Annotated in this window: 17 protein-coding genes and 1 pseudogene; 8 read left to right on the top strand and 10 right to left on the bottom strand. The window is 46.7% G+C overall.

All coding sequences use genetic code 11. The features are described from left to right. Positions 1-210 precede the first annotated feature (210 nt). From AC5JL3_RS34725 to AC5JL3_RS34715, 3 genes are all read left to right on the top strand, one after another. Complete coding sequence (locus AC5JL3_RS34725) at positions 211-1,374, top strand: GuaB3 family IMP dehydrogenase-related protein (protein ID WP_496078792.1); 1,164 nt, start codon at positions 211-213, stop codon at positions 1,372-1,374. Positions 1,375-1,815: 441 nt separating this feature from the next. Then, positions 1,816-2,139, top strand: a complete 324-nt coding sequence (trxA, locus tag AC5JL3_RS34720; protein WP_192221695.1) for a thioredoxin — start codon at positions 1,816-1,818, stop codon at positions 2,137-2,139. A gap of 416 nt (positions 2,140-2,555) precedes the next feature. Beyond that, positions 2,556-3,623: an LOG family protein gene (locus AC5JL3_RS34715; RefSeq protein WP_496078791.1), complete on the top strand. Its 1,068-nt coding sequence runs from the start codon at positions 2,556-2,558 to the stop codon at positions 3,621-3,623. Between the two features lie 92 nt (positions 3,624-3,715). Here AC5JL3_RS34715 and AC5JL3_RS34710 read toward each other — a convergent pair whose 3' ends face one another. The 4 genes and pseudogenes from AC5JL3_RS34710 to ilvD all read right to left on the bottom strand — a co-directional run bounded on the left by AC5JL3_RS34710 (position 3,716) and on the right by ilvD (position 6,736). Beyond that, complete coding sequence (locus AC5JL3_RS34710) at positions 3,716-3,958, bottom strand: type II toxin-antitoxin system HicB family antitoxin (protein ID WP_496078790.1); 243 nt, start codon at positions 3,956-3,958, stop codon at positions 3,716-3,718. A 95-nt stretch (positions 3,959-4,053) separates the two neighbouring features. After that, a pseudogene (locus AC5JL3_RS34705) lies at positions 4,054-4,655 on the bottom strand (transposase). A 33-nt stretch (positions 4,656-4,688) separates the two neighbouring features. Beyond that, positions 4,689-4,841: a DUF4058 family protein gene (locus tag AC5JL3_RS34700; protein WP_496078789.1), complete on the bottom strand. Its 153-nt coding sequence runs from the start codon at positions 4,839-4,841 to the stop codon at positions 4,689-4,691. A 209-nt stretch (positions 4,842-5,050) separates the two neighbouring features. Further along, a complete protein-coding gene (gene ilvD / locus AC5JL3_RS34695) occupies positions 5,051-6,736 on the bottom strand; it encodes a dihydroxy-acid dehydratase (RefSeq protein ID WP_496078788.1) in 1,686 nt (561 codons plus the stop codon). A 62-nt stretch (positions 6,737-6,798) separates the two neighbouring features. Between ilvD and AC5JL3_RS34690 the strand changes: the two genes are divergently transcribed. Then, complete coding sequence (locus AC5JL3_RS34690) at positions 6,799-6,939, top strand: hypothetical protein (protein ID WP_192221704.1); 141 nt, start codon at positions 6,799-6,801, stop codon at positions 6,937-6,939. 49 nt (positions 6,940-6,988) lie between these two features. Continuing rightward, positions 6,989-7,858 carry a pentapeptide repeat-containing protein gene (locus AC5JL3_RS34685; RefSeq protein ID WP_496078787.1) on the top strand — a complete coding sequence of 290 codons (870 nt, stop codon included), beginning with the start codon at positions 6,989-6,991 and terminating at the stop codon, positions 7,856-7,858. 131 nt (positions 7,859-7,989) lie between these two features. Here AC5JL3_RS34685 and AC5JL3_RS34680 read toward each other — a convergent pair whose 3' ends face one another. Genes AC5JL3_RS34680 through AC5JL3_RS34670 form a run of 3 tightly spaced genes read right to left on the bottom strand, consistent with a single transcriptional unit; the run spans position 7,990 to position 11,080 of the window. Continuing rightward, entirely contained in the window at positions 7,990-8,697 is a 708-nt protein-coding gene (locus AC5JL3_RS34680; RefSeq protein ID WP_496078786.1) for a DevA family ABC transporter ATP-binding protein, read from the bottom strand. 8 nt (positions 8,698-8,705) lie between these two features. Further along, complete coding sequence (gene devC / locus AC5JL3_RS34675) at positions 8,706-9,881, bottom strand: ABC transporter permease DevC (RefSeq protein WP_496078785.1); 1,176 nt, start codon at positions 9,879-9,881, stop codon at positions 8,706-8,708. Beyond that, positions 9,878-11,080 (bottom strand): ABC exporter membrane fusion protein, encoded by a 1,203-nt coding sequence (locus AC5JL3_RS34670; protein ID WP_496078784.1) that lies wholly within the window; start codon positions 11,078-11,080, stop codon positions 9,878-9,880. Before AC5JL3_RS34670 ends, devC begins: the two co-directional genes overlap by 4 nt. A gap of 174 nt (positions 11,081-11,254) precedes the next feature. Here AC5JL3_RS34670 and AC5JL3_RS34665 point away from each other — a divergent pair, with 174 nt between their 5' ends. Further along, positions 11,255-11,869 carry a TetR/AcrR family transcriptional regulator gene (locus AC5JL3_RS34665; RefSeq protein ID WP_496078783.1) on the top strand — a complete coding sequence of 205 codons (615 nt, stop codon included), beginning with the start codon at positions 11,255-11,257 and terminating at the stop codon, positions 11,867-11,869. A 114-nt stretch (positions 11,870-11,983) separates the two neighbouring features. Here the strand turns inward: AC5JL3_RS34665 and AC5JL3_RS34660 are convergent, their stop codons facing one another. Next, positions 11,984-12,418 carry an SRPBCC domain-containing protein gene (locus tag AC5JL3_RS34660; protein WP_496078782.1) on the bottom strand — a complete coding sequence of 145 codons (435 nt, stop codon included), beginning with the start codon at positions 12,416-12,418 and terminating at the stop codon, positions 11,984-11,986. A 147-nt stretch (positions 12,419-12,565) separates the two neighbouring features. Between AC5JL3_RS34660 and AC5JL3_RS34655 the strand changes: the two genes are divergently transcribed. Further along, on the top strand, positions 12,566-13,957 hold the full coding sequence (locus AC5JL3_RS34655) for a malic enzyme-like NAD(P)-binding protein (RefSeq protein ID WP_496078781.1): 1,392 nt from the start codon (positions 12,566-12,568) through the stop codon (positions 13,955-13,957). A gap of 145 nt (positions 13,958-14,102) precedes the next feature. On the opposite strand, the gene AC5JL3_RS34650 is transcribed toward AC5JL3_RS34655, so the two are convergent. Together AC5JL3_RS34650 and AC5JL3_RS34645 are read right to left on the bottom strand one after the other, a co-directional pair. Beyond that, positions 14,103-14,891 (bottom strand): DUF4058 family protein, encoded by a 789-nt coding sequence (locus AC5JL3_RS34650; RefSeq protein WP_496078780.1) that lies wholly within the window; start codon positions 14,889-14,891, stop codon positions 14,103-14,105. Between the two features lie 130 nt (positions 14,892-15,021). After that, entirely contained in the window at positions 15,022-15,228 is a 207-nt protein-coding gene (locus tag AC5JL3_RS34645; protein WP_496078779.1) for a hypothetical protein, read from the bottom strand. Between the two features lie 246 nt (positions 15,229-15,474). Here AC5JL3_RS34645 and AC5JL3_RS34640 point away from each other — a divergent pair, with 246 nt between their 5' ends. Continuing rightward, positions 15,475-15,786, top strand: coding sequence for a hypothetical protein (locus tag AC5JL3_RS34640; protein WP_496078778.1), 312 nt, complete (start codon positions 15,475-15,477; stop codon positions 15,784-15,786). Positions 15,787-15,882 lie beyond the last annotated feature (96 nt).

Genomic DNA, 15,882 nt, shown 5'->3' with positions numbered 1-15,882 from the left:
GTTCAAGACAGTTCGCGATAACGGTGCCCAATCGTCATTGGTGTCAAGAGAAGTCTTGGTGCTGGAAGTCGGCGCTAGACATTCCAGCCGAATTTGTTGTAGATACCAGGGGAACTGCTCAACAAGGCTTGAAGCTTTGGCAGCTTAAGACAAATCACCCCTGCAATTTGATACGCTAGCACCTAATAGTTATGGGAACGGGTAGACGCTGTGGATATTCAAATTGGGCGCAACAAGACAGCTCGAAGAGCTTACGGAATCGATGAAATTGCTCTCTCTCCGGGGAATAGGACGCTAGACCCTAGTTTGGCAGACACTCGCTGGCGAATTGGTGGCCTTGAGCGAGAAATTCCGATTATTGCGAGTGCGATGGATGGAGTGGTCGATGTGCAGATGGCAGTGCTTCTGTCTCAGCTAGGGGCGCTGGGGGTTCTGAATCTAGAAGGCATTCAAACCCGCTATGCTGACCCTTCACCAGTACTTAACCGCATTGCATCAGTCGGGAAGACTGAGTTCGTTGCCCTCATGCAGGAACTCTATGCTGAGCCAATTAAGCCAGAACTCATCACACAACGGGTTCAGGAAATAAAGAACCAAGGCGGAATTGCTGCTGTGAGTGCAACACCAGCAGGTGCAATGAAATACGGCGAAGTTGTTGCTTCTGCTGGTGCTGATTTATTTTTTGTGCAAGCAACAGTCGTTACCACCGCTCACCTCTCCCCGGAGTCAATCACTCCCCTAGATTTGGCGGAATTTTGTCAAGATATGCCAATTCCAGTTGTTCTGGGTAATTGTGTCACTTACGACGTTGCCCTCAACTTGATGAAGGCTGGAGCTTCTGGCGTTTTGGTTGGTATTGGTCCCGGTGCAGCGTGTACGTCTCGTGGTGTCTTAGGTGTGGGTGTACCCCAAGCAACAGCCGTTGCTGACTGTGCTGCTGCTCGTGACGACTACTACAATGAAACGGGTAACTACGTGCCTGTAATTGCTGATGGCGGCTTAATTACAGGTGGCGACATCTGCAAATGCATTGCCTGTGGTGCAGATGGTGTTATGATAGGTTCTCCATTTGCAAGAGCAAAAGAAGCACCAGGGCAAGGATTTCATTGGGGCATGGCAACGCCGAGTCCGGTCCTTCCTCGCGGTACGCGCATCCAGGTCGGTAGCACTGGCACTCTAGAGCAGATTCTCATTGGCCCTGCACAACTCGATGATGGCACCCACAACCTTTTAGGAGCCTTGAAAACCAGCATGGGAACCTTGGGAGCCAAAAATCTCAAAGAGATGCAGCAAGTCGAAGTGATCATTGCCCCTTCTCTGCTAACGGAAGGAAAGGTTTACCAGAAAGCGCAGCAGTTAGGGATGGGTAAATAAGCTAGTACAAAAAGGCAGAAGGTAGAGGGCAGAGGGCAGAAGGAACAAAGGCTTATACTTTCTACTTTTGGCTCCGTTGTTAACTGACTACTTATTTCTGCCGCGCTGCCCTAGCTACCTATTGAAGGAGAAATAGGCACGGAAGACAACGAGAAAAAATCTCCGGACTCGCTTGTCAATCACTAGAAAAACTAAAGCTGTCGCTTACAATAGTAGATAGCGGAGACGAATGTTTCCGTTCACTCCTCACACCACACTCCGCCCGGACTGCGTTCGGGCGGTTCCTTTTATTTTTAGGATTGTAATAGTGCCTGGAAATATTAGGTCGAGTAGACTCAAGTTTATGTCTAAATGTATACGTTTTAGGGTATATGTCCAGGGTTTTTACTATGGTAGAATTCCTTAGATACATAGAAACAGTACACGCAAGGATTTCCAGGCATGTCAGCAGCCGTACAAGTTACAGATGCCAGTTTCAAGCAAGACGTACTTGAAAGTGAAGTTCCCGTTTTAGTTGATTTTTGGGCGCCCTGGTGTGGTCCCTGTCGGATGGTTGCGCCTGTTGTGGATGAAATCGCGCAGCAATACGATGGTCAGATCAAAGTCGTTAAACTCAACACTGACGAAAATCCTAACGTCGCAAGTCAGTATGGTATCCGCAGTATCCCAACTTTAATGATTTTTAAAGGTGGTCAGCGGGTAGATATGGTAGTAGGTGCAGTTCCCAAAACAACGTTGGCGAACACCTTAGAAAAATACCTCTAATTACCTACAAAGTTAAGCGGGTGTACGAGAGGAACATCTATAGCCATGAAGTAAGGCTAGGACAATATTATTGAGCCTACCTTGAGATAATAAGCTCTGTTTCTTGAGTAACTGTTCAGTCGATCCTTCATCAGGGTTAACTTAACAATTTTTAATACCATCAAAAGCGCCTTAAGCATCAAAATTAAGGCGCTTTTTAATGAAATATGAACAAGAAGAACACAGAAGTGGCTGTGTTCAGGAGTTCAGGAGAATTCTGAGCTTTGGACGAACTAAATTCTATGAGCGATCTAACTGAGGAGCTTTTGGTCACAATCCACCACTGAAATTTTTGAGCGTGGGTGTCTGGTAATACAATGGTTTCACAGACTTTAGCGAATCTCGATAGAATAGAATGCCCCTATTGTAGTGAAGTCATGACTCTATCTCCTTCTGACCATGCCCTCAAGTCACTTCAAACAGATTTAGCGGCACTGATTGAGCAGTTACCCACTCTGGAACATGGGAAATGGATTCAGCGTGCCTTAGCTGTCATCATGCGGCTAACGGAGGAGGAGATTGACCGTTTGGACTGGAAAATTTTAACTGCCTCCATAGAGGATATGGAGCGGGCGTTTCAAGTATTTTATCCGTATCGACATGTTCGGAAAGTAACAATCTTCGGTTCAGCACGGCTCGCGCCAGAGACTCCGGAATATAAGCTTGCGACTGAGTTTGCGCGTTATTTGACGCAACAGGGATTTATGGTGATGACGGGTGCTGGTGGCGGCATTATGGAGGCGGGGAACGTCGGTGCTGGTGCGGAAAAGTCCTTTGGTCTAAATATTGAGTTGCCTTTTGAGCAAGGTGCGAATCCATTTATTGCAGGTGACCCGAAGCTGATTAATTTTAAGTATTTCTTCACACGTAAGCTATTTTTCTTGAGAGAAAGTGATGCGATCGCACTTTTTCCCGGTGGCTTTGGTACCCAGGATGAAGCGTTTGAGTGCCTAACTCTTTGCCAAACTGGGCGATCGGGTCCAGTACCCGTGGTGTTAGTTGATAAGGCTGGTGGCACCTACTGGCAAGAATGGGATGCTTATGTTCGCAAGCATTTAGTTCAACGTGGCTTGGTTAGTCCAGAGGATTCTTGCCTTTATACCGTTACCGATAACTTAGATGTCGCTTATGAGGCGATTAACAACTTTTACCGCGTTTATCATTCCATCCGCTACGTTGGCGATCAGTTAGTGATGCGTCTCAAATTAGAGTTATCAGATGCTGATGTTGAGACGCTGAATGAAGATTTCAGCGACATCTTGGTGAAAGGACGAATTGAGAAAAGTTCGGCTTTACCTCAAGAAACACCAGACGAAACGGCTGAACTCCCCCGCCTTCTTCTTTACTTCAATCGACGAGATACCGGACGTCTCTACCAAATGATCAATACAATTAGCGAGATGGGCGCAGCCGCACCAGAAGCAAGTCATCCAGAACAGAAGTAGCGATTTCGTTCAGCATTCACCATAAGAAGGAACCGCGTATTGTGGTGAGGATGCGATCGCTTTTTAAGGGGTTGTTTTGAAGAAGATTCGATTTAAGCAACAGATTTGACTTGAATAGTCACGCCGTTAAATTCCGGTAGGTCGTGACCCATCGCAATACCAACGACTACCCACTCTTCTAGTACTTCTAATAGTTCCTTACGGCAGGCTTCTAGGGTAATGCCTGTTGCCCATACTCCAGATACGCTACGGATTTCCCCGTAAAAGCCTTCATTATTCTCAAGCAGCTCATAGTGTGCTGCTTCCATCGCCTTTTGGAGATATTCCTGAATCATTTGCCACCTCTAGGTAACTCAAACCTATCTTAGTGCGATCGAGTAGTATCCCTCTTCTGTCACTCTCCGAAATACGAAGCAACAAGAAAGCCAAACTATCCATCAGGAAAAAAAGGTTGAAATTGATTCATGGCATGAATTAACTCGTGAAAACTGAGCAATAAAGAAGGATTAGGGAAAAGGTCTAGCCAAGGAAAAATGAGCGACAAGGCAAGAGTCGGCTGGATAATTAAACGCAGATTATTTAAAACATTTTTCCAGCCCGTTTGAAGATTCCATTGTTGATGGCTAGAGAAATCAACAGGAGTCGGTTGAATCTCAGCTTCAGTTGAACCAGATTGATTTAAAGACAAAATCTCCAGTTTCATCGATTACTACTGTGAGCGCATTGCCCTTTAATACGGCTAATGTTTGCGATAATCTTCGCTCTCTTAATTGGGTTACTGACCAAGGTGATTTCGCTAGGAAGTGATGCAGTGCTTGGGCAGATTTTAATCCTACTACTTTCGCGATTTCCGGTAGCGATTTTCTCTTGATTCCTGAGATTATTCCTAGATGTAAATATTTAAAACATTCATAACTTCTCACTTCCGGAAATAAGTCTGTCTTTGTACCCCACACAATATTTATCGATGAAGGATACCGTCGGCTGTGCATCTCTTGCCAAATGTTTCAGGATTTGTAACTCTACATCCATTACCCTGTCTACAATGCACGAGGTTTACAATATTTATTTCTTCATTCTAATTCTCGGAGAGTGACAGAAGAGGGATAACTTAGGAAATAGTGCATCCGCGATCGCAACAATCAACCGCTTATGCACTTCTGACCACAAGGCATGATGTTCTAAACAGGGGTTCATACCGGGGAAGGGAGATAGCATTGATTTAACTCGCTAAAATCTGCGTAATCCTTATCAAACATCCTATCCAAATAAAAATGGGTCAACGTCCTTAGCCATAAGTCCGTCAACCCATACTCTTGTTATTTGCGATCGCATTACTCAGGATGGTTCACCACAACCTAAAATAGCTATTGCGATCGCCTCCCTCCACCATCTCAGCTACAGTTAATTTCCGAGTAGTATTAGGCTTAATCCAACCCCAAATCCGTCACTGCACCGACACTGCTAGAAGAAACAAGCTTGGCATATTTTGCCAGCACACCCGTTGTATAACGAGGTTTTCGGGGTTTCCAGTTAGCGCGACGTTGCTCTAATTCCTCATCTGAAACATGAAGCTGTAACAACCGCGCTGGCGAATCAATTGTAATGGTGTCACCTTCTTGGACTAAGGCAATTGTCCCTCCAACCGCTGCCTCTGGTGCAACATGACCAACTACCATCCCGTAAGTACCACCGGAAAAGCGTCCATCGGTAATTAAACCGACTGCATCACCCAAACCTGCACCAATAAGCGCAGAAGTGGGTGCTAGCATTTCCCGCATTCCTGGCCCACCCTTTGGTCCCTCGTAGCGGACAATAATTACATCACCTGCCTTAATCTGTCCTGCGAGAATCGCATCCAGACAGGCTTCCTCTGATTCAAATACCCGTGCAGGACCAGTAATTTGCGGCTTTTTGATGCCTGTGATTTTTGCCACCGCACCTTCTGTTGCCAGATTACCTCGCAAAATGGCTAAGTGTCCTTGAGCATAGATTGGATTATCCCAAGGATGAATCACATCTTGATTGGCTGGTGGTTCCTCTGGAACATCGGCTAAGACTTCAGCAAGGGTTTGACCTGTGATTGTGAGGGCATCACCATGAAGCAGATCATGCGCCAAGAGCATTTTCATCACCTGTGGGATACCGCCAACTTTGTGTAAGTCGGTTGCGACATACTTCCCAGAAGGTTTTAGGTCACATAGTACAGGGACTTTGGCGCGAATGATTTCAAAGTCATCCAGGGATAACTCAACACCAATCGCATGAGCGATCGCAAGTAGATGTAACACAGCATTGGTCGAGCCACCAACTGCCATAATTACTGCGATCGCATTTTCAAACGCTTTGCGGGTAAGAATCTGTTTCGGCGTTAATTGCTTACGAATCGCTTCTACCAAAACAAAGGCAGATTTTTCAGCACTATCGGCTTTTTCGGCATCTTCGTTCGCCATAGTCGAAGAATAAGCCAAGCTCATCCCCATCGCTTCAAACGCCGAAGACATTGTATTTGCCGTAAACATCCCACCACAGGAACCCGCACCAGGGCAAGCCTTGTTCTCTACCGCTGTCAGTTCGGTTTCGTCAATCTTGCCAGCACTGAATTGTCCTACGGCTTCAAACGAACTCACAACTGTTAAGTCCTTGCCGTTGTGGTGACCGGGTTTAATCGTACCGCCATAGACAAAAATTGCCGGGATATTCATCCGTGCGATCGCAATCATCGCCCCTGGCATATTTTTATCACAGCCACCAATTGCCAAAACACCATCCATGCTCTGCCCATTGCAGGCTGTCTCAATTGAATCGGCAATTACTTCTCGCGACACCAGGGAATACTTCATCCCTTCCGTGCCCATCGAAATCCCGTCACTGATCGTAATCGTACCGAACATCTGGGGCATCGCCCCCGCGCTTCTCATTCCTGCTTCTGCCCGGAGTGCCAACCCATTCAACCCCATATTGCAGGGCGTAATTGTACTGTACCCGTTGGCAATACCGACAATTGGCTTGGTAAAGTCTTGGTCTTGGAAACCAACTGCCCGTAACATTGCTCGATTAGGCGATCGCTGGACGCCCTGAGTAACGACTCGGCTTCTAAAGTTGTCCGACATTGGTGTGTTCTTCCCTTAGCTATCAGCTATCAGCGGTGTGAGTATTGAGGTTAGCGACATCAATGCTCAATAACAGGGACTTACCGATTCAGTCGTTGAGCAAACAGCTAACCGTAACCACAACTCGTCAGCTATTTTTTGATTGTCTCAGACTACATGACTATTTGGCTCGTTATGTAGATTCTCGCGAATTTTGTCAGTAATTCTTCTGTTGATTTGTCAGTGGGTGAAAATTAATCTTTCTGACATTTTTTGAAAACGACACGCGAGGCAGAGATAATCATGGATGTTGGCACACTGCTGAAGCAATACGCAGCAGGAGAACGAGATTTTCGCAATTCTAACTTCCAGGGACTGTCTTTCGCTGGAGTTGACCTGAGTGAGGCTAATTTGCGAGGAGCGAACTTCACTCAGACTAATCTAGCTGGGGCATCCCTCCAAAGGGCTAATTTACGGGAAGCGAACCTTTCTCACGCTAATTTACAAGGCGCTAACTTACAGGAAGCGAACTTGATTGGCAGTAACCTGAGCGAAGCAAATCTCAGTGAGGTGAACTTGAGTGATGCTAGTCTGCGATCCTCCAACTTGAGTGGCACCAATCTCACTAAAGCGAATCTGACGGAAGCGATTCTTAGTGAAGCGGTTCTCCGGGAAGCGGATTTGAGTCAGGCAAAACTATTTGAAGCCACCCTCAGCCGAACGAATCTTTCTCATGCTCTTTTAGTGGGTGCCAGTCTGGAAGGGGCGAATTTAACCAATGCGATCGCAGTTGGGACAAACCTAAAAGGAGCAAATCTCGTCAAAGCCTTATTGCATGGTGCAAACTTTACTGGAGCTAATCTGAGTCAGGTAGACCTGAGTCGGGCAAAAGCAAATGGCACCAACATGACAGATGCTATCCTCATTGGGGCTAATTTACGCGGAGCAAATCTGAGTTGGACAACCCTGCGAGGTACCGATCTGTCGAGAACAAATTTCTACCGCGCTAAACTTTGCTGGTCTAACCTAACTGAAGCAATCTTAGTTGATGCCGTTTTGCTGGATGCTAATCTCAAGCAGGCAACTCTACGGGATGCTGACTTAAAGGGGACAATCATGCCTGACGGCACTAAGCATGAATAGTACAAGCTTTTTTTGAAGCCAATACAGTTTTACTCAATCGCTTGAGCAACTTCAGCAATTACAATTTGAACAAGAAGAATACAGAAGTGGCTGTGTTCAGGAGAATCCTGAATTCTGGACGTAAGTTAAGGTTATTCCACTAATGCCGCCGCCTTAGGATTATTGGCTAGACGACCATCTTCCATGTAGACAATGCGATCGGCGATGTCGAGGATGCGGTTGTCGTGAGTCACTAGCAAAATTGTGCAGCCCTGTTCTTTGGCGAGTTTTTGCATCATCTCTACCACATCTCGTCCCGATTTTTTGTCAAGGGCAGCAGTCGGTTCATCGGCTAGGACAATCTTAGGATGGCTGACGAGGGCGCGTGCGATCGCTACTCGTTGTTTTTGTCCACCGGACAAGTCATCTGGATAGTAATTCAAGCGATTTCCTAATCCTACTTGCTCCAGCATTTGGGCTGAGCGAGTTTGCATCTCTTCTAAGCTGATATCCTTATGCAGTTCCAAGCCCATCTTGACGTTCTGGAGGGCGGTTAGGCTGCCGTGTAGATTATGCGCTTGAAAAATATAACCGTGTTGGCGTCGTGCCTCTGTCAGTTGATTTTGACTTGCCCCACAGAGTTCTTTTCCCAATACTTTTAAACTGCCCGATTGAGCAGAACGTAAACCCCCTAGCAAGGTCAAAAGCGTAGTTTTGCCAGAGCCAGAGGGACCCGTCATGATGATAATTTCACCCGCATTAATTTCTAAATTGATGTCAAAGAGAACTTGCTTGCGGAGTTGACTATGACCGAAGTAGTGGTCGAGATTTTGGATGGAAATGACGGAATTAGTTGTCATGGCTGGCTTTAGAACATATCGGCAGGGTCAGCAGATTGGAGTTTTCGGGTCGCGATCGCACCAGACAAGGCACACATGATAATCGTTAGCACCAGTACCAGCACGGCGCGTGATAAGGTCATGGCAATGGGTAAGGCTGTAGCCGATGCCGCCAATTTGTACAGTCCCAAGGGCAAGATTGTTCCTGGGATAAAGCCCAAGAAAGCAAGGATTATCGCTTCTTCAAACACAACACCGAGTAAATATGAATTGTGATATCCCATTGCCTTAAACGTGGCATATTCCTTCATGTGACTATTCACATCGGTAGAAAGAACTTGATAGACAATCACCACACCGACGACAAATGCCATCGCTGCACCCAAGCTGAAAATGAAACCGATTGGGCTTCCTGTTTTCCAGTAACTCTCCTCAAACTCGATTAATTCCTCATGAGTCAGCACTCTGACATCATCAGGGAGATGGGATTTTAAGGCTGTTGCTACCTGTTCCGGCTCATATCCCGGTTCAATGTAAATCAAACCAAGATTGATACTCGCTGCCTCACGCCTGGGAAATAGCAACAAAAAGTTCTGATCGCTGGTCATCAGAACCCCATCCGCCCCAAAGGAAGCGCCTAATTTAAAAAGACCAGAAATCGCAATTGTGCGCCGTTCGACTTCGGTAGTTACGGTTTTACCTTGTTCAACTTGCGCGATCGCTTCTTTATAATCGCCTCGACTCGCCCGGTCAAATAGGACACTATCTGGCAGCTTAATTTTGTCCAACTGTTGATTAACTTCTGGTAGATTAAACGCTGGCTGGTCAGGGTTAAACCCAACAATTTGAATCGAGGTTTCTTTGCGGGTTTGGGGGTTCTTCCAGTTAATCGTATTCGATTGCAAGACTTCTGCCGACTTGACTCCGGGAATATCCATTGCTTGATATAGCCGTCGCCGCGAAAACGTTGACAAGTTTTGCATATTACGGGCTTGGGGACTGAGCAAAACAATGTCCGTGTTCAACGAACGACTGAGGCGGGTGTTGCTGTCGTACAGCGCTGCCTGAAAGCCCATCTGCATGAACATGAGTACATCGGCAAAGGCAATACCTGATAAGGCAACCAAAAGACGGCTTCTTTCCCGACTCAGTTGCAGCCAGCCGAGGGGCGTTCGTCGCTGAAGTTGTTGAATGAATCCAATCACAGTTCGATCTCCACCTTGACTTGCAGATTTGTGAATTGAGCTGCTTTCTGGCTAGAGGTATCATCAAGTGCGACATGGGCTTCAACAACTCTGGAGTCAATGTTGGTACTGGGGTCGGTGTTGACAATCTCCTGTCGTCGTACCTGTGAACCAACCCGCTCAACTGTGCCTTGCAATTCCCCAGGAATGGAATCACTTGTTACTCGCACTTGCTGCCCTGGACGAACTTTACTAATATCGCTTTGATAAACCTCTGCAACGGCAACCATTTGTTTGGTTTGTCCAATCTCAACGATGCCGTCATCGGACACCACTTCACCTGCACGGGTATGAATATCCATCACCGTTCCGTCTTGAGGCGATCGCACATAAGCGTCATCCAGATTTGCCTTTGCCTGCTTCAAAGACGCGATCGCACGACGGACTTCTACTCTGTCAGCTTCCACATCCACAGGACGCACCTCAGCAATCTGATTCAGGGTTGCCCTCGCTTTATTCAGTTCTTGCGGACTGGTTGAGCGGGTGCGATTCAACTCGGCTTGTGCTTCTTGCAGCCTTTGCTCGGCGGTATCTAGGGTTAAGCGTTTGCTGTCACGTTCGGAGGCTGAGATGGCTCCTTGCTGATACAGCGATTGATAGCGGTTGTATTCGATTTGGGCATTGCGGCGTTCAGATTCTAAGCGAGAAACCGTTGCAGCTTGGGCATCAACATCACCTTGACGTTCGGCTTCAAGCCTTGCAATCTCCGCTCGTTGCGCTTCAACTTCACCCCGTTTTGCTCCAGCTTGAGTGATCGCAAGTTTTGCCTGGGCGACTCTCACCTGTTCTTGTGCCTCTTCTAAAGCCGCTTGAAGGCGAGCACGACTGTCCAAAATCGCAATCACCTGCCCTGCCTTAATGCGATCGCCTTCCTTCACCAACAGTTGCTCAACCCGATTTTCTTGACTAGAGGTTGGAGCGGAGAGTTTAATCACTTCTCCCTTTGGCTCCAATCGTCCAAGTGCTGTCACCGTCTTGACTTCCGGCACACTGACTTCTGTTTGGGTTGTCTCAGCTTGGGAGGACTGAAACTGCCGGATGGTGTAAGCCCCAACCCCACCGACTAAAAGCGTTGTTGCGACTGCCAGGATGATCCAGCGAGGATTGTGCGTTTGCGTTTGGGAGGAAGGGGAACCACTCGCTGTTGAATGATTCAGCATTGGCTAACTCCTGGTTTAATCTCAACGCAACTAAACTATACAGTTCAGTTTTTAATACAACTAGACTAGTCGGTTTAGTACAATAAAGTCAAGAGGTATCCTATAAACAGGCAAAAGTAGCTAATTGAATTCTCAGTTAGCACTAATCCTTTTGCGTGTCTTCTCAAGTAGAAAATGAAAAAGACCAAAAGCCCAGACCGTGAATTGTCAGCAGAAAAAGCCAAAGCCATCTTGGACGGTGCCATGCGAGAATTTTTGGCACACGGTTATGCGGCGACTAGTATGGACAAAGTTGCGGCAGCAGCAGGGGTTTCTAAAGCAACAGTCTACAGCCACTTCCAAGACAAAGAAGGATTGTTCACGGCACTCATCCAGCAATTAGCACAGAAAAAGTCAGTATTCAACCTCCAAAACATCCAATCTCTTGAGGGAGAACCAAGCATTGTCCTGCGACGTTTTGCAACAGGAATGTTAGAGAACGTTATGACCGATCCGCAGATTCTCACCCTTATTCGACTGATCATTGGTGAGTCTGGACGTTTCCCCGAATTAGCTCAATCTTTCGTGCGTAACATTGAAAAACCGACGATTGAGGCTCTCAGTCAATACCTTGCCTCTCATCCTAAACTCCGGCTTCCCGATCCAGAAGTTGCTTCACGTACTTTCATTGGAGCGCTTGTGCATTACATCATCCTTCAGGAGATGCTGCATGGTGAGGACATTCTGCCATTGGAACGCGATCGCCTTATTAATAGCTTGGTCGATCTGATTCTGGGTAGGAGTGATTAGCGAGTGAAGAAGGCAGACGGCAGGAGGCAGAGGGCTTTTATGGATGCAATAGGGTAGGGGCTTACGCAACAACTCTACTTGTAGGGTGCGTCACGACGCACCCTACTACTTGAATTAAAAACGTTCAACGTACCGCTTCAACTCCCGTGCCATCCGTTTAATACCGCGTTGTTCGTCTTCCCGAATGAACGGCAAAAACACACGAGTTAAAATTCCTGAATAACTGGTCTTGTGAACGTATTTAGTACGACCAACACCAATTTCTTGCAGCTCAAAGACATACTCATTGCGAAAGCCAGGAATCGAGGAAACCCAACTGAGGCAGACATTGGGCTGCACTCGTGTAATCAACGGCTCAAACTCTGTCTCCTCCTCATCAGGAAGTCGTCGCAACGAGAGGTATACCTCTTGTCCCTGCTGAAACGGCACATCTGAGTCACAGTCGAATAAAAATGTGTTCCAGTACTTCCACTTGTCTTTTTGGAATAAAATCTGCCAAACCCGTTGCTTTGGCGCATTGATGTCGATTTCTATATAGAGACTTGCCATAAATGTGGCACGTCACCTCCAACTGGTGTAACTAGGTACAATTGCTCTTCGGTTCTCTCTTATAGGCTAGGGGTTATTTTAGATTGAGGTTTGAGATTTTTGACTCAATCTAAAATCTCAAATTTCAACTCCTTGCCTCAATAAAGAATGATACATTTAACACCCAACCCTAGTTTTAGTTTAACGATTCGTTTAGAAGTTCCCAACCGCGCCGGAATGTTGGCAAGCGTCACTCAGGCGATCGCTTCTGTCGGCGGTAATTTAGGAGAGATTACGCTCGTTGAGCAGACTCGTAAGATTTCCACTCGTGACATTAGCATTGATGCCGCCAGTACTGAACACGCTGAGCAGATTGTGCAAGCTGTCAGGGCACTGCCAGACATCCAAACTATCGATGTCTACGATCGCACATTTAACCTGCATCGCGGTGGCAAAATTCATATGCAAAGCAAACTGCCACTGCATAATCAGGGAGATTTGGCAATGGCATACACCCCTGGAGTCGCTCGGATTTGCAATGCGATCGCGCAAGATCCAGAACAGGTTTACTCCCTCACGATCAAAAGCAACACAGTTGCCATTGTTACTGATGGTAGTGCCGTATTGGGATTGGGTAACTTGGGGCCAGAGGCGGCGCTGCCAGTCATGGAAGGCAAAGCGATGCTCTTCAAGGAATTTGCCGGGATCGATGCTTTCCCAATCTGCCTAGCCACCCAAGATACAGACACGATTATCGAAACTGTCAAAAATATCGCTCCTGTCTTCGGTGGGGTTAACCTTGAAGACATCAGCGCACCTCGTTGCTTTGAAATTGAAGCGCGATTGCGGCAAGAGATGGACATTCCAGTCTTTCACGATGACCAACATGGGACAGCAATTGTCAGCCTTGCGGCGTTAATTAATGCCCTGAAGTTGGTGAATAAATCAATAGAAGATGTCCGCATTGTGATTAATGGTGCAGGTGCAGCGGGAGTTGCGATCGCCCGATTACTGCGTAAGGCAGGTGCCAAGACAATTTTGATGTGTGACTCCAAAGGCATCCTCTCCACAACACGCTCTGACTTAACTGAACAAAAGCGAGAATTTGCTGTTGAAGCGGCTGGTACACTTGCTGGGGCGATGTCTGGTTCGGATGTGTTCTTAGGTGTCAGCGCCCCCGGAGTTGTTACCCCTGATATGGTACGCTCGATGGCTGCAAACCCGATTGTCATGGCGATGGCAAATCCGATCCCTGAAATTCAGCCAGAATTAGTGATGGATGATGTCGCTGTTATGGCAACGGGGCGTAGCGATTATCCAAATCAAATTAATAACGTCCTTGCCTTTCCTGGTGTTTTTCGGGGTGCATTAGATTGTCGCGCCTCGACAATCACTGCGAATATGTACCTGGAAGCCGCGAGTGCGATCGCTTCTTTAGTAAATCCCACAGACTTAGATCGGGAACACATTATTCCTTCAGTTTTTGATGAGCGAGTAGTGACAGCCGTTGCTGGTGCTGTGCAACGTGCTGCACGGCAAGATGGCGTAGCGCGTCGGTAAGACTTAAAGGAGAGAGCGATCGCTTTTTCCTATCAAATCGCTTTGTAGGGGCGAACGGCTGTTCGCCCTTACTCTGTGTGTTCGCAAAAATCTTCAGTTCAATTTCGAGTGTGGTGTTCTTGTTGCAGTGAAAGAACAAAAAATCTTATGTTGCTCGTAAGGCTTGCTCTTTAAGGAGCGCATCTGCCCAAGTTGCCTCAGATTCTGTCAGTGCTGACATAGGTTCAGAGTTGTAGTTGATTTGTAGACGATATACAGCGCGCTCGTACACTAAATCCAATAAGGCTTTTAAATCTACAATCGGCTCGACATCACCTGATAACAAAGGTAGGGGAAATGAGGGAATTCCATCGGGTAAATTAAACGCATACAGATCGGCTAAGGGCCGGCGATCGCTGCGACTTACTAAAATACGATAATGACTCTGAATATTCGTTTCTAAAATTGGCAATGGCTCCCACTGCCGGAGTAAATCGATTTCCACTAAATGAGTAAAACTGCCCAATACATTTTGGCGTTTCGCTTCATAAGTTTCGCGCCCTTTACCAGGTCGTTTGTTGACAGGTGAGAGAATTTCTATAGAGGTTACGACTTGATTGGTTCCCACCTTTCGCACTTCTAAATAACTCTGTCTAATCGTTTCAGGGATAGGAACTGTCACCGTTATCGGTTGGGCGGGGGGTGACAAAGTAGCGACATTAGTTGTCGAATCGATGGCGTTCATGGGACGCTGTATCATCACATCGGGAATCCCAACTAGCAGAGGATTTTCCCCAATGACTTCGTAAATTCGCCGTTCAATAGCGACAATATACTTAGGTTCCAATTGAGGCGCTAATAAGTCAGCGATCGCTGTAATGAGTCGATGATGGAAATCTGACCATAATTCCGAGTTTTCTAAATAGGGATTCATGCCGGGAAAGAGTGATGGCATGGTAGGCCTCCATTCAATCGCTTACTTGCTATTGTAGATGTTCCCAGGATGAGAAAGCGATCGCGCTGATTTCCCTCCTCATTCCGCCTTTCCTTCTTTAGTAGCAGAAGCGTTAGATTTACTCACTGATTCAATAAAAATCTGGTAGGGGCATAGCAATGCTATAGGGAAAGCGCAAATACTCTTCTAAATACCAGCGCAAGTCAGCTAAAGCTTGTTCATCAAAAGGATGTGTAAACGTTACCGATGGTGCAGGGCGAGGATTAGATTGTCCGCGTTGCCAGGAAAGTTGTATCGAATCTCCCTCGTGATTAATCCGCAAGCAATTTCTCGCCATATCCGCTCTGCCTAGCACTGCGACAAGTTAACGCCATCCTAACTTAGGGATTTAAGCGATCGCGGCTTGTTCCGGATAAGCTGCCACGACCAACTTTTATTAAGATATTTATCGTTTATTGGGCTATATTGAAACACATTGCTTTGTGGTGCTATTATCACAAGAACCAAAGAGCCAGCGCTTCGATTTGCACGTCCCGGCGCTGGCTCTAGCCTCAACAATTACTCATTGGAGACTGTATTAATCATGACAGCTCAAGCATTAAACCCGCAGCAATACTGGCAAATCCAACTACCGATCGCACATTTCCTCAAACCCAAATTTCAATTTGGCGATCGCGTCGCGATACATTGGGAAGATGATCTAGGCAATCATTACTGTGACATCGGTGTGATTATTGGGATGGAATATGTTAGCGATCGCGATCAGCCAGCTCAATGGTATTACCGTATTCGCTTCCTGAAATGCGACCATCAGTCCTCGCTCGTTGGGTCTTACGAGCAATACTATGAACCAGAATCTAACTTCGTTGCTGATAATACTGTGAACGAACATTAAAGCTAAAAATTAGCAAACGGGGAGATTTTTGACGTTCTCCCCGCGTCAAACTCCCCTGCGTCTTTGTCCCGCTTTGCGGTTAACCCCAGAGATAGA

The sequence above is a fragment of the Symplocastrum torsivum genome, assembly GCF_059505465.1.
Note: the sequence above shows the minus strand (reverse complement) of the source record. Positions and strands in the feature narration are given on the sequence as shown.

Coding starts and splice junctions, on each gene's coding strand:
- ilvD (WP_496078788.1), bottom strand. CDS start 6,736: ATGTCGGACAACTTTAGAAGCCGAGTCGTTACTCAGGGCGTCCAGCGA.
- AC5JL3_RS34710 (WP_496078790.1), bottom strand. CDS start 3,958: ATGATTCAGGAATATCTCCAAAAGGCGATGGAAGCAGCACACTATGAG.
- AC5JL3_RS34715 (WP_496078791.1), top strand. CDS start 2,556: ATGACTCTATCTCCTTCTGACCATGCCCTCAAGTCACTTCAAACAGAT.
- AC5JL3_RS34645 (WP_496078779.1), bottom strand. CDS start 15,228: ATGGCGAGAAATTGCTTGCGGATTAATCACGAGGGAGATTCGATACAA.
- AC5JL3_RS34680 (WP_496078786.1), bottom strand. CDS start 8,697: ATGACAACTAATTCCGTCATTTCCATCCAAAATCTCGACCACTACTTC.
- AC5JL3_RS34660 (WP_496078782.1), bottom strand. CDS start 12,418: ATGGCAAGTCTCTATATAGAAATCGACATCAATGCGCCAAAGCAACGG.
- AC5JL3_RS34700 (WP_496078789.1), bottom strand. CDS start 4,841: ATGCTATCTCCCTTCCCCGGTATGAACCCCTGTTTAGAACATCATGCC.
- AC5JL3_RS34650 (WP_496078780.1), bottom strand. CDS start 14,891: ATGCCATCACTCTTTCCCGGCATGAATCCCTATTTAGAAAACTCGGAA.
- AC5JL3_RS34690 (WP_192221704.1), top strand. CDS start 6,799: ATGCTCAATAACAGGGACTTACCGATTCAGTCGTTGAGCAAACAGCTA.
- AC5JL3_RS34670 (WP_496078784.1), bottom strand. CDS start 11,080: ATGCTGAATCATTCAACAGCGAGTGGTTCCCCTTCCTCCCAAACGCAA.
- AC5JL3_RS34665 (WP_496078783.1), top strand. CDS start 11,255: ATGAAAAAGACCAAAAGCCCAGACCGTGAATTGTCAGCAGAAAAAGCC.
- AC5JL3_RS34640 (WP_496078778.1), top strand. CDS start 15,475: ATGACAGCTCAAGCATTAAACCCGCAGCAATACTGGCAAATCCAACTA.
- trxA (WP_192221695.1), top strand. CDS start 1,816: ATGTCAGCAGCCGTACAAGTTACAGATGCCAGTTTCAAGCAAGACGTA.
- AC5JL3_RS34655 (WP_496078781.1), top strand. CDS start 12,566: ATGATACATTTAACACCCAACCCTAGTTTTAGTTTAACGATTCGTTTA.